We start from the raw sequence: 12,478 nt of genomic DNA, 5'->3' as shown, positions 1-12,478 counted from the left end.
ATATCGGGAGGAAGACCATGTCGAATGCCAATGACATCAGGAAGATACAGACGCAGGGCGTCCATCACATCACGATCATCGGGGCGGATCGCCAGACCTCGATCGATTTCTGGGAAGGGGTGCTGGGCATGCCCTTCATCTTCGATCAGCCGAACCTCGACAATCCGAACGAGGGCCATCTTTACTTCGATCCCGGCGACGGGCGGCTGATCACGATCTTCACGAACGAAGACCGCAAGCCCGACGACACGCCGGTGCCGGAGGCGACGGGATCGCTGCACCACCTGGCGCTGAACGTGAGCCAGGCGACGTTCTGGCAGGTGGCGGAACGGCTTGACGCGCGGGGGGTGAAGCATTCGGGCCCCGTGGATCGGGGGTTCATGGATTCGATCTATTTCCGCGATCCGCTGGGGTTGAGGCTGGAGCTTGCGAGCTACCGGTTCGAGCCGCCCGAGGGGTGCCGCCATGCCGATGTGATGATCGAGGCGCACAGGATCCGGGTGGCGCGGGGCGATCACCATATCGACCGCGAGCACCTGGCGGATGCGATCGAACTGCTGGTCGAGCGGCGGCAGGGTTCGCTGTCGGACGACAGATCGGCGCGGCGCGGATACTAGGGCAGGGCGTACGGCCGCCCCCCTGCGGTGGGGGGCGGCGATAGCCTAGGACAGGGCGACCGAGGCCCCGAGCAGGATCAGGGCGGCGCCCGCGAGCTTCGCGATCACCTCGCCGCCCGGCAGGAGCTTTTCCACCAGCACATAGGCGGTGAGCCCCGCGATCCAGACGAGATTCATGATCCCGCCCACGAAGAGCAGGGCCATGATCGCCCAGCAGCACCCGAGGCAGAAGAGCCCGTGCGCCACGCCCATCCGGAACGCGCCCTCTAGACCGGGGCGCCTGTGTTCGGCCAGGAACTGGCCAGGCGCGCGGCATTTCCTGAGGCAGGCGGTCTTGAGCGGCGTGAGCTGATAGAGCCCCGCGCAGATCAGCACGCCGGCCGCCAGCCACTTGCCCTCAAGCGTCATCATCGCGCCGTTCAGCAGGCCCGAGGCCTCGCCCGCATATTGCAGGGCCACGGCGCTCGCACTGAAAAGGGCCCAGACGGCGAGGTAGCCTGCGAGAAGGGCGGTGCTGAGCCGTCCCGCCATCGCGGCCTCGGGGCCGGCGCGCTTGACCGCCGCGAAGAGCAGCACGAAGGGGGCCGCACTCGGCGTCATCATCGCGACCATCATCACCCACCACATCATGAAGACGAGGACGGCGTAGCCCGGGCTCCACTCCGGCTCCATGCCCATCTGCATCGGTGCGCCGATCGGCCGGGCCATGCGCGTCATGTCTATGGCCGACATGGACATGCCTACGCCGAAGACGGTGTAGAGCGCGGCGATCAGAACCAGAAGGCCGAGCGCGCCCAGGGTCACGAGGCCATCGCGGCGGAGCAGCCGTTCGACCGCTCCGCCGCCCATGCCGGGCTCAGGCCCCCGCAACGCCTTGCCCCGTCAGGTTGAGGCGCGCGATATGGGCATGGGTCTTGTCGAAGGCGAGGTTGAGCGCACCTCCCGTCGTCTTCGACGTTCCCGAAGCCATTTCGGCATGGCGGAACTCGAACCCATAGGGAAGCTGGATCGAGATCCGGTGTGGCAGGCCGGAGACGATGTTCGGGATGGGCCGGACCTCCGTGTCGACGATGCCGTCGACGCTGGCCCGCCCGACCCTGTCTTCGGCGTTCCAGTCAAGATCGATCTTCGCGCGGAGCGTTTCGTGCTTGTTGGGGCTCATGGCGCTGTAGACGAACCACATGGTGGCCATTTCCTCGGTGTCCTGCCCTGTCATGATCGCCTCGAGCGCGGCGACCTGGGCGTCATCGGCCGCCGGATCGATCACCAGTTGCATGGACCCGTTGCCTTCGTGGATCGGGCCCGGCCAGTAATAGATGCCGGCCGCCTTGAGCCCGTCGAGCCGGACATCGCCGTAATGGCCCGACGTGATGTCGTAGATCACGACGGCCTCGCAGTTCCCGGTGGTCGGAAGCACGCCGAACTGGCATGGGCATCCGAAGTTGCAGTTGCAGTTGGCGAGTTCCTCGCCCTGAACGCTCCAGTCTTTCATGTTCACTGTCCCTGTTTTCATGGTTGGTACGACTGCTCGACCTGCCTCAGGGTGTGCCGGGGTCTTCAGTTGCCCGGTTCGAATTCTCCCTCTCTGGCGTGCAGGAGGAGGGTGGCCACGCGGCGCCCGTCGGCACCCCGAACCAGGGCGCTCTTGATGAGCGGCGGGTGCGGGCGGCGCGCGGCGCGGCGGTGGCCGCCCGCGCCCCAGCCTTCACCGTGGTTCAGGCGCGCGGGCCGTATGGCGGCGCGATCTGTTTCGGAAACGGTGTCTCTCATGGCAGCCCCCCAGGCCCTCGGTTAAAGCAGTTCGGCCAGCATGCCCGCCGCCCGGCGCGCCCCGTCGGCGGCGACCGGATGCGGCACGCGCGGAAGGGCCAGTTCGCCCACCATCGCCGCCGCGATCCTTTCGGGATCGCTTTCGGCGTAGATCATCCGGCGGCCCGCATTGTAGCGGTCGAGCCGCGCGGCGACGTGGAAGTTCTGTTCGAAGTGGTTGCGCAGCGGGAAGTAGAGGAAGGGCGTGCCCGCCGCCGCAAGTTCCATGCAGGTCGTCAGCCCGCCCTGCACGAGGGCGAGGTCACAGGCCGCGAGGTGCCTGTCGAGATCGGGGACGAAGGCGCGCATCTCGACGCCCTCTGGCACGTCGAAGGCGCCCGGATCGAGCCGGGGGCCGGTGACGACGATCACCCTCAGATCTGGGATCTGCGCCCGGGCGATCGGGACGGCGGCGAGGATGCGGCGGATGAGTGCGGCGCCGACCCCCGAGCCGCCGACCGAAACGATGCAGGACGTGCGCCCGTCGTCATAGCCCAGCTGGGCGCGCAAATCCTCGCGCGGCCCGAATTCTTCGGGGTGCCGGCCGAGGATGTAGTCGGAGAACTCGTAGTGCCGGGGCACCCAGTCGCGCATGCGGGGCAGGCCGTCGCCGAAGCCCAGGTCGATGATGTCTTCCGGGCCGCCCACGAAGATCGCGCGGTCGCGGACGCCCGGGTTGCGTTCCACATGCTCGATCATTTCGGCGTTGTAGTCGGTGGTGAGATAGGCCTCGCGCGGCCCGTTTTCCTCGAACGGCACCCAGCCGACGAAATCGGTCAGCCAGGCGATCTGCGAGAGCTTCATTTCCGGGTGTTCGTGCCAGAAGTGATCGACATCCCAGGCCTCGTCGGCGATCACGAGATCGTAGCGGTCGGTTTCAAGAACCTCCTGGAAGACCATGAAGTTCTTCACCAAAATCTCGTCCATAGACCGGATTGCCTGAAAGGCGTTGAGGTCGTGCTCGCCGCTTTCGGCCTCGATATGCGCGCTTTCATTGGCGAGCAGGCGGCTGGCGGGATGCACACGCTCGCTATGGGCGTCGAGGAAGCGGGTGACGGGATCCTGCGACAGCCAGTCGACCTGGAGATCCGGCCGCCGGGCGCGGAGTTCGCGCGCGATGGCGAGATCGCGGCGGGCATGGCCGAGACCGATGGGGGAGGAGAGGTAGAGCGCGCGCTTGCGCGTGCCGGGCCTCTGCCGCACCGGTTTGTGCGTGCTGAGATGGCGGGCCAGGAAATTCCGCGCCAGCGTGTTCGCGCGCGCCGGGAACCGGCCATGAAGCGCGTGCCCGGCCTCGGGCCAGAGATGCAGTTCGCCGCCGGTCAGTTCGGCGATCCGTTCGGAGCCCTGGTAGGGCGTGATGCGGTCGCCGGTGCCGTGGATCAGGAGCGACGGGCAGCGGATCGAGGCATAGGTTTCATCGGAGATGGGAATGCCGTGCTGGATGCGCGTTTCCTGGGTGTTGATCAGCATCTCGGCATCGCCGTCGGCGGCCCAGGCGATCGAATCCTCGTGCTGTTTCGTCGAATGGGGTTCCGAATGCAGTTCGCGGAAGAACCAGTCGCAGAAGCCCGCGTAATCCTTTCGCCAGTAGCCGTAGGAGAACTTGGCGTCGGTGTCGTCGGTCTGGACATCCTTGCGGAAGTCGAGCGGTTCGACGATCGGCGTCCATGCGGCGAAGGACACCACCGCCTCTACCCGGTCGGGGATGCGGGCGGCTGCCGCGAAGGCGATGGCGCTGGAAAACGAGTATCCGAACAGCGTGGCCTTTTCGGTGCCGGTGGCATTCATGACCGCGCCCACATCGTCGATGATGGCATCGACCTTGTAGGCTTCCAGATCGGCCGGTCTGTCGGATTTGCCGTTTCCGCGCGGATCGTAGGTGATCACGCGGAAATACTCGCTGAAGTAGGGGATCTGTGCCTTCCAGGATCGCGAATGCACGATCGCCCATGTGGGCACGAACAGGAGGGTGCGGGGGCCGTCGCCGTAGATTTCGTAATGCAGGCTTACCCCGCCCCGATCGACGGTTCCTTCAGTGTGCGGCAGCTTGGCGCGCATATGTGTCACCCCTCTGGTGCTTGCCTTTCGACCGATGCGATCACCTCGCCGACCTGCCGAAGCACGTCGCGTATCGGGTGGATCTGTTCTTCGTAGCCAAGCAGGATCAGGGCTTCGGCCCCCATGAAGGCGCAGGCGATGAGCGCTGCGAGCCCTTCAGGGGTGAACGGCCCGACCCGGCCCTGGCTGTCGGCAGCTTCCTGAACGAGGGCAATCAGGAGCTTGTGCCATTCGGCGAGCGCTTTGCGGACGGCGCTTCCGATCTTGTCGTTGGACCAGCCCGCCGCGATGAGTTCCTGCAGGACGCGGACGTAGCCCGACGCGATATCTTCATCAAAATAATCGCATGCGAGATCCCATTTCTCGGCAATGCTGAGGTTCGGCTGGTCGAACGTGCGGCTTTGCCTCTCGATCAGGCCGGCATTCATCGACTCGAAGAGCGCGAGGATCATACCTTCCTTTGAGCCGAAATGGTACTGGATCTGGCTCATCTGCGTGCCCGCCCCATCGGCGACACGGCGCGTGGAGAGGCCCGCAAAGCCTTCGGAAACGAGGACGGTCTGGGCGGCCGAAAGAAGCTCTCGCTTCGTCTGTCCTGCACGTTCGGCGGTTACTCGGGCCACGGTCGATCCTCCCGATCCAAATATTAAATCGGTCGAACGAATAAATCAATCTGGAAAATCGGTCTGGATGGGGCGGTATGTCGTTTTTATGATTTTTATCAGTGGGATGACGTTTCTTCCTGAACCTCGCATTCTGCGCGGGCAGGGGGATGGAAAAGTGGGAAAACCGGGGGCGCGTGATCTTCGGCGGCCGGCGCCCACGCTCAGGCTTTTTCGCTGTTCGGTGGATCGGCAGGACGTTCGCAGGTATCGCCGTCACGGTGAAGGCCGGGGGTGCATCGTCCGGTATTCGGCCAGGGCGGTGGCGGCCTGACCGATGGCGCGGCACGTCACCTCCCGGTCGCGCGACGTCACGGCGAGGGACGGATAGAGCTTTCCCGGCGACTTGAAGACGCCATGCTCTCTCAACACCGCGTTCCAGATGTCGTTCAGCTTCGGATCGCGGTGCCGGGCGGTGCGGTAATCGACCGGCTCCGCCTCGGTGAAATAGATATCGAACAGGGTGGCGTCGCCGCAGATGCGGTGGGGCACCCCGGCGGAGGACAGGGCTTCGGATTGCATCCCGATCAGATCCTGCCCGAGGCGGCGCAGGCGATCGTACTGGCCGGGGCGCCGCAGGATTTCCAGGGTCTTCAGCCCGGCGGCGGATGCGACCGGGTTTCCCGACAGCGTGCCAAGCTGCATCAGCCATTTCTCGGCCCCGACGGCCGATTTGTCGAAATGCGCCATGATCTCGCGACTGGCCCCGAGCGCGGCCAGGGGGAAGCCGCCGCCGATGACCTTGCCGAGGGTGCAGATGTCGGGGATCACGCCGTAGCGTTCCTGGGCGCCGCCATAGGCCAGCCGGAACCCCGTGACGATTTCGTCGAAGATCAAGAGGATATCCCGCCTGTCGCAGAGATCGCGCAGGCCTTGGAGGAAGCCGGGGCGGGCCGGGATGATCCGTTGCAGGGGTTCGACGATGATCGCGGCGACGTCGTCATGTTCGTCCAGAAGCGAGGCGACGGCGTCGAGATCGTTGAAGGGGGCGATCAGCATCTCGTCGGCGACGCCCTGGGGAATGCCGGCGCTGTCCGGCACCGGGGTCGGGAAGTTGACCTGTCTGGCGGGTGCGAGCGACATCTGCGCCTCGGCGGACATGCCGTGGTATCCGCCTTCGAATTTCAGGATCTTCGGCTTGCCGGTAAAGGCCCGGGCGAGCCGGATGGCGTACATGTCCGCCTCTCCGCCCGAGGTGACGAACCGGACCTGTTCGCAGCAGGGCACGGCCGCAACGATGGCTTCGGCCAGTTCGATCCCGCGGGCATTGTTGGCGAAGAAGGTCAGGCCGAGGGGAAGCTGTTCGAGCACGGCCTCCATCACCTCGGGGTGGCCGTGGCCAAGGAGCATGGGGCCGGAGCCGATCAGGTAATCGACGTATTCCTTTCCGTCCTCGTCCCAGACCCGGGCACCCTCGCCGCGGGCGATGACGATGCCGGGATCGAAATTGCCGAAGCCCGCAGCCGGGAGGACGGCGCGGGCGCGTTCGATCCAGTCGGTCTGGCTGTGAAGGCGGTTCATGGCGTCATTCCAAGGTGAGGTCGGGTTCGCCGAGAAGATCGGTGTCGACCGTGATCCCGAGCCCCGGCCCCTCTGGCGGGGCGATGCGGCCCGTGTTGCGGATCGGCGCATCCGGCGCCAGCCGGGGCGAGACATAGCCCGCAAGATCGCAGACGTTGAGCAGGCGTGCGGGTTCGGTCGCCGCACCAAGATGCAGGGCGGCCGCGGTCACGATATCTGAGCCCCAGGTGCATTCGATGCACATCCTGGCCCCGAGGTGCCGGCAGAGATCGCGTGCCCGGCGGGTCGCAGAGAGCCCGCCGAATTTCGACAGCTTCAGCGCGACCGCATCCATGATCCCGAGCCGATGGGCCTCGAGAAGACTGGCGGTGTCATGGGCGAGTTCGTCGAGCTTCATCGGCAGGCCCGTTGCGTGGTGCACCCTGGCGCAATCCTCCAGCGTCGCGCAGGGTTGTTCGAGCATCACGTCGAAGCGGGCGGCGGCCCGGCCCACGCGGATGGCATCGAGCGATGTCGCGCCACAGTTCCAGTCGCCATAGACCAGCGGACCGGGGCCCACGGCCTCGCGCACTTTCGCAAGCCGTTCGACATCGGTCTGCCAGTCGCCGGAGGCGCCGAGCTTGGCCTGGAACTGCGTGATGCCGCTTGCATGGGCCGCGGCCGCGATCCTGGCCATCTCGTCGGGATCGACGCAGGTGATGGAGTGATAAAGCGGCAGATCCGCCTGCCGTCGCCCGCCCAGCAGCGTGTAGAGGGGAAGGCCCGCCACCCTGGCCGTGATATCCCACAGCGCGATATCGAGGGCGGACTTGGCATAGACATGCCCAGGCAGGCAGGCATCAGCCCGGGCCATCACGCTCTCGGCCCCCAAGGGATCGGCGCCGAGCAGAACGGGGGCGAGCTCTGTCAGGGCAGGGGCGACACCGCGCGCATAGGCGGGCAGGTAATGCGGGATCGGGCAGACTTCGCCCCAGCCCACGATGCCTGCACCGGTGTCCACCGCGATCACGACCGTTTCGACCGTGTCGCAGCTTTTGCCGTCGGCCATGTGGTAGGCGGTGTGGCTGGTCAGGGGCACGTGCCAGAGCCGCAGGCGGGTGATCTTCTGCGTCAGCGCAGGCTTAAGCATCGGGGCGCTTCCCATGACGGTCATTCCGCCATCTCGTAGATTGCGCGGAGCTGCCCGAGAGCGGCCTCGTCGGGATGAACGCCCAGGCCGGGAGCCTCGGGCAGGTGCAGGTGACCGCCCTCGTTGCGCGGCCCCCGGCCATCGGCGATGTCGACGGTGATCATGTCCTGGCAGGCCCAGACCGCGCGGCAGGCATCGTCGGGGATCGTCGCGGCGAGATGGAGCGCCTCGGTATCGGCCAGCACGGTGCCGCCGGTTGCCATGACGAACATGTCGATCCCGTGAGCGAGTGCGATGTCGCGTATCCGGGCCGCCTTGGTCAGGCCTCCCACGCGGTTGAGCTTGATCCCGAAGACTTCCGCGAGCCCGTCGCGGGCGATGCGCGCGGCGTCCTGCAGGGTGACGAGGCTTTCATCCACCGAGACCGGCGCGGCATGCTTGCGCGCGATCGCCGCGATATCGTCGAGCGTTTCACACGGCTGTTCGAAGGTCACCTGCGGGCAGGCCTGCATGACCTGGAGCGCCTGCGCCCGGCTCCAGCCCCGGTTCACGTCGTAGAGCAGGATCTCGCCGTCGCGCTTCCTGGCTTCGACATCGCGGATGCGGGCGATATCGCGCGCCACGTCGCCGCCGATCTTGACGGAATGGGCGACATAGCCGCGGGCGCGGTAGCGCTCCATGATCGCGCGGGTCTCTTCGATCGTCTTTGCGCCGACCGAGGAGGCGATCGGGCGCGGCGTGCGGCTGCAGCCGCCCATCAGGTCGGCGATCGGCAGGCCGGCGGCCTGCCCGGCGATATCCCAGCACGCCATGTCGATCGGCGACTTGGCGTAGAGGTGGCCCGGCAGCGCGAGATCCATCGCGCGTTCGACATCGAGCAGTTTGCGCGGGTCGCGCCCCAGAACGAAGGGCGCCATCGTCTCGATCCCCGCGCGGATGCCCGGGCCGTGCGCGGGCACGTAGGTGTGCCCCCAGGGCGTGCCTTCGCCCCAGCCGGTGATCCCGGCGTCGGTGTCGACCTTGATGAGGGTCGCATCGAGGCATTCGAACTTCAGCCGTCCGGCGGACAGCCAGTAGGGATGCTCAAGCGGCAGATCGACCTGGTAGACGGTGAGGCGGGTGATCTTCACGGCGTCACCACGATATTGCCGGTATGCGTCTTGGCGATGAAGGCGGCCTGCGCCGCGCGCAGCTCATCCAGTGGATATGTGGCGGCGAGGGCGGGCCGGATCTCTCCCGCTTCAATGTAGCGGATGAGATTCGGCATCACCTCGGGGTCGATCACGGTAGAGCCGGTGAAGGTGAGGTCGCGCAGATAGAAGGTGCGCAGGTCAAGCGTCACCATCGGCCCCGCGATGGCGCCCGAACAGGTGTAGCGGCCGCCGCGTTCGAGGATGTCGATGAGGGTCGGCCAGTAGGGGCCGCCCACCACGTCGGCGACCACGGTGATCGCCTCGCCGTGGAGTGCCGCGCGCAGATCTTCGGGCGCGCGAGGCAAGAGGCGGTCGGGGCCGAAAGCAGCGACGTCGGCGTGCTTCGCTTCGGAGGCCATCGCGATCACCCGTGCGCCGCGCCTTTTGGCGAGCTGGACGAGCGCGCCGCCCACGCCGCCGGACGCGCCGGGCACGAGGACCGTATCGGCCCCGGTCACGCCCGCGCGGGTCAGCATGCCTTCGGCGGTGGAATAGGAACAGGAAAACGTCGCGAGTTCGGCATCGCTGAGCGGGCTGTGGATCGGGAGCGCGTTGCGGGACGGGATGGTGCAGAACTCGGCGAAGCCGCCATCGCGTTCGCTGCCGAAATACCCCGCGAGGTCCTTGTTCAGCGGATCGGTCGGATCCCGCAGCCAGTTGTCGGTGATCACCCGCTCGCCAACCCGGGCGGGATCGACGCCGGCCCCCACGGCGGCGATGCGGCCACAGACATCGGCGCCCTGAATGCGGGGGAAAGCGATGGGCGCGCCGCCCCAGGTCGGGTCGTCATCGGTCACGGTGTCATAGGCGCCGCCCGTCGTGGCCTCGCGCACGGCCTTGGAATACCAGCCGGTGCGGGTGTTGACGTCGGTGTTGTTCAGCCCGCAGGCGCCGACGGCGATCAACACCTCGCCGGGGCCCGGATCGGGGCGCGGCCAGTCCCCGTGCAGCACGATCCGATCCAGATCCCCGTGGCCCATGGTGACCATGGCGCGCATGGTGGCCGGACGGCTCATGCCGCGGGCTCCGAAATCGCATCCATCCGGGGCCGCGTGCTGTCGGGATCGTAGGCCGGGGCGTCAAGAACCCGCGCGGGGCGGGGCGTTCCGTGGATCACCACCTCGAGCGGGGTTCCCGGCGCTGCCGCGGACGGCTTCACATAGGCGAAGGCAAGGATCTTGCCGACGGTATGGCCATAGGCGATCGAGGACGTGGAGCCGACCACGTGGCCGTTCTGGAGCACGGCTTCGCCCCCGTGGCCGTCCCGCTCTCCGTCAGGGTCGATTTCCAGGTAGGTGCAGATCCAGGGCAGCGCGGTGTTCAGCGTGCGGTCACGGCCCAGATACGCCTTGTCGGTTCGGGCGAAGCGCAACACGTCCGCTTCGGCCAGCGTGACCTCGTTGGTGAGCTCTCCCGCCCCCTTGAAGCCCTTTTCCAGCCGCATCACGTTCATCGCGAAGCTGCCGTAATTCGCGATGCCGTGGGCCTCGCCCGCGACCCAGAGGGCGGCGTAGACGTCGGGCATGGCCGGGAACGGCATGTGCAGTTCCCAGCCCAGCTCGCCGGCATAGGACATGCGCAGCGCCCAGACGTCATGGCCGGCGACGCTGATTTTCTGGGCCGACAGCCAGCAAAAGGCGGCGTTGTCGAGCCGGGCAGTTGTGCAGCTAGACAGCACCTCGCGCGATCGTGGCCCGTTCAGCGCCAGTGCGCCCCAACTGTCGGACAGGGCGGTGACCGTTACGTCGGCGCCGTTTTGGTGATCGGCCAGGTGATCGAGCAGGCGCTGTTCGAAGAAGGCGGCGCAGACGAGGTAGAAGCGGTTGTCCGCCATGCGGACGATCGTGGTTTCCAGTTCGATCCTGCCCCGGCGGTTGAGCAGATGCGTCAGGGTGATCGCCCCGGCCTTCTGCGGCATTCGGTTGGCGGTGAGCCGGTCGAGCAACCCGAAGGCATCCGGCCCTTCGACCAGCACCTTTGCGAAGGCCGTCACGTCCATCAGGCCGACCCGTTCGCGCACGGCGCGCACCTCTTCCCCCACCAGGGCGTCGACGGCTGTCCGGCGGAAGGAATAGTGATCGTGCTGCGCGACGCCGCCCTGGGCGAACCAGCGGGGGCGTTCAAAGCCATAGACCTCTTCGAAGACGGCCCCACGGGCCTTCAGGAGATCGTGGAGCGGGGAGGGCTTCACCGGGCGCCCGGCTAGGCGGTTGAGGTGGGGAAAGGGGATTTCGTGGCGGAGGCAATAATCCTCCTTCGCCTTCACCACCTGCCAGTCCGTCGTGGCATAGCTGCCGAACCGGCGCGGATCGAATTCGCGCATCGAGATATCCGCCGCGCCGTGCACCATCCAGCGCGCCAGTTCGCGGGTCAGGCCCGGCCCCCAGCCAATGCCGATCTGCGTGCCGCAGCAGCACCAGTAGTTCCGGGCCCCGGGGGCGGGGCCGATCAGGGGGTTGCCGTCGGGCGGATGGCTGATTGCGCCATGCACGTCGCGGCTGATCCCCAGGTCGGCGAAGATCGGCATGCGGTTCAGGGCTTCTTCCAGCCAGGGCATGACGCGGTCGTAGTCGGCCTCGAACAGCTCGTTCTCGGCCTCCCAGGGGCAATGATCCTCCCACACCGTGTTGGGGTTGGTCTTTTCATAGATGCCGATCAGGCCCTTTTTCTGTTCCATCCGGATGTAGCCCGAGACCTTGCGGTCATCGCGGATGACGGGGAGTTCGCGTTCGAGATCGCGGAACTGCGGCACCTCTTCGGTGACGAAGTAGTGGTGGGTCATCGAGGTCATCGGCAGTTGCAGGCCCGACCATTCGCCCATCTGGCGTGCATAGGTGCCGCCGGCGTTGACCACGTGTTCGCAGAGGATCGGCCCCTGTTGCGTTTCGACCAGCCATTCGCCGGACGGGGCCCGGGTGATGTTCGTCGCCCGGCAGCGGCGGATGATGCGCACGCCCCCGGCCCGCGCGCCCGCCGCCATCGCCATCGTGACGTTCGAGGGATCCACATGGCCGTCATCCGGCGTGTGGAGGCCGCCCAGGACCCCGTCGAGATTGTAGAACGGGTGCAGTTCGGCGATGCGGCCCGGCCCGACCAGTTCGATGTTGAAGCCAAGGGACCGGCCGACCGACAGCGTGTGCCGAAGCCAATCCATCTCGTCTTCGGTATAGGCCAGCCGGAACGATCCGCAGCCGTGCCAGGTGACGGCCTGCCCCGTCTCGGCCTCGAGCTTTCCGGAGTAGAGGCCGATGTTGTAATCGACGCATTTGCCGAGGCCGAAGGAACTGGTCGAATGGGTGATCTGGCCCGCCGCGTGCCAGGTGGAGCCCGAGGTGAGTTCCGCCTTTTCCAGAAGAACCGTTCCGGTGCCCCATCCTTCATGGGCGAGGTGATAGGCGAGCCCGACCCCCATGACGCCGCCGCCGACGATGACCACGCGGGCGTGGCTGGGAAACGCACTTTCCGACATGGCCGCTTCCTTTATCC

At 66.7% G+C, this 12,478-nt stretch carries 11 protein-coding genes; 1 reads left to right on the top strand and 10 read right to left on the bottom strand.

The window, feature by feature from the left end; genetic code table 11:
- Positions 1-35: 35 nt before the first annotated feature.
- Positions 36-617, top strand: a complete 582-nt coding sequence (locus tag RXV90_RS20365; RefSeq protein ID WP_316651261.1) for a VOC family protein — start codon at positions 36-38, stop codon at positions 615-617.
- Between the two features lie 45 nt (positions 618-662).
- Here RXV90_RS20365 and RXV90_RS20360 read toward each other — a convergent pair whose 3' ends face one another.
- The 10 genes from RXV90_RS20360 to RXV90_RS20315 all read right to left on the bottom strand — a co-directional run bounded on the left by RXV90_RS20360 (position 663) and on the right by RXV90_RS20315 (position 12,461).
- Entirely contained in the window at positions 663-1,466 is an 804-nt protein-coding gene (locus RXV90_RS20360; protein ID WP_316651186.1) for a DUF2182 domain-containing protein, read from the bottom strand.
- 7 nt (positions 1,467-1,473) lie between these two features.
- Entirely contained in the window at positions 1,474-2,130 is a 657-nt protein-coding gene (locus RXV90_RS20355) for a DUF1326 domain-containing protein (protein ID WP_316651184.1), read from the bottom strand.
- A gap of 44 nt (positions 2,131-2,174) precedes the next feature.
- The gene (locus RXV90_RS20350) at positions 2,175-2,387 is read right to left on the bottom strand and encodes a hypothetical protein (RefSeq protein ID WP_316651182.1); all 213 of its coding nucleotides are present in this window, start codon (positions 2,385-2,387) and stop codon (positions 2,175-2,177) included.
- Between the two features lie 21 nt (positions 2,388-2,408).
- Positions 2,409-4,487, bottom strand: coding sequence for an alpha/beta hydrolase (locus RXV90_RS20345; protein ID WP_316651180.1), 2,079 nt, complete (start codon positions 4,485-4,487; stop codon positions 2,409-2,411).
- A 5-nt stretch (positions 4,488-4,492) separates the two neighbouring features.
- Complete coding sequence (locus RXV90_RS20340; RefSeq protein WP_316651178.1) at positions 4,493-5,110, bottom strand: TetR/AcrR family transcriptional regulator; 618 nt, start codon at positions 5,108-5,110, stop codon at positions 4,493-4,495.
- A gap of 255 nt (positions 5,111-5,365) precedes the next feature.
- Positions 5,366-6,670 carry an aspartate aminotransferase family protein gene (locus tag RXV90_RS20335; RefSeq protein ID WP_316651176.1) on the bottom strand — a complete coding sequence of 435 codons (1,305 nt, stop codon included), beginning with the start codon at positions 6,668-6,670 and terminating at the stop codon, positions 5,366-5,368.
- 4 nt (positions 6,671-6,674) lie between these two features.
- Positions 6,675-7,823 (bottom strand): mandelate racemase/muconate lactonizing enzyme family protein, encoded by a 1,149-nt coding sequence (locus RXV90_RS20330; RefSeq protein WP_316651174.1) that lies wholly within the window; start codon positions 7,821-7,823, stop codon positions 6,675-6,677.
- A complete protein-coding gene (locus RXV90_RS20325; RefSeq protein WP_316651173.1) occupies positions 7,820-8,929 on the bottom strand; it encodes a mandelate racemase/muconate lactonizing enzyme family protein in 1,110 nt (369 codons plus the stop codon). The genes RXV90_RS20330 and RXV90_RS20325 overlap by 4 nt, the downstream gene beginning before the upstream one ends.
- Positions 8,926-10,008 (bottom strand): alcohol dehydrogenase family protein, encoded by a 1,083-nt coding sequence (locus tag RXV90_RS20320; RefSeq protein WP_316651171.1) that lies wholly within the window; start codon positions 10,006-10,008, stop codon positions 8,926-8,928. Before RXV90_RS20320 ends, RXV90_RS20325 begins: the two co-directional genes overlap by 4 nt.
- Complete coding sequence (locus tag RXV90_RS20315) at positions 10,005-12,461, bottom strand: FAD-dependent oxidoreductase (protein ID WP_316651169.1); 2,457 nt, start codon at positions 12,459-12,461, stop codon at positions 10,005-10,007. Before RXV90_RS20315 ends, RXV90_RS20320 begins: the two co-directional genes overlap by 4 nt.
- Positions 12,462-12,478: the final 17 nt, after the last annotated feature.

Origin of the sequence: Ovoidimarina sediminis (assembly GCF_032586175.1) — a bacterium.
GTDB lineage: Bacteria > Pseudomonadota > Alphaproteobacteria > Rhodobacterales > Rhodobacteraceae > Ovoidimarina > Ovoidimarina sediminis.
The sequence above is the reverse complement of the archived record's forward strand: the minus strand, read 5'-3'. Positions and strand labels throughout refer to the sequence as shown.

Coding starts and splice junctions, on each gene's coding strand:
- RXV90_RS20360 (WP_316651186.1), bottom strand. CDS start 1,466: ATGGGCGGCGGAGCGGTCGAACGGCTGCTCCGCCGCGATGGCCTCGTG.
- RXV90_RS20345 (WP_316651180.1), bottom strand. CDS start 4,487: ATGCGCGCCAAGCTGCCGCACACTGAAGGAACCGTCGATCGGGGCGGG.
- RXV90_RS20320 (WP_316651171.1), bottom strand. CDS start 10,008: ATGAGCCGTCCGGCCACCATGCGCGCCATGGTCACCATGGGCCACGGG.
- RXV90_RS20355 (WP_316651184.1), bottom strand. CDS start 2,130: ATGAAAACAGGGACAGTGAACATGAAAGACTGGAGCGTTCAGGGCGAG.
- RXV90_RS20315 (WP_316651169.1), bottom strand. CDS start 12,461: ATGTCGGAAAGTGCGTTTCCCAGCCACGCCCGCGTGGTCATCGTCGGC.
- RXV90_RS20330 (WP_316651174.1), bottom strand. CDS start 7,823: ATGACCGTCATGGGAAGCGCCCCGATGCTTAAGCCTGCGCTGACGCAG.
- RXV90_RS20335 (WP_316651176.1), bottom strand. CDS start 6,670: ATGAACCGCCTTCACAGCCAGACCGACTGGATCGAACGCGCCCGCGCC.
- RXV90_RS20350 (WP_316651182.1), bottom strand. CDS start 2,387: ATGAGAGACACCGTTTCCGAAACAGATCGCGCCGCCATACGGCCCGCG.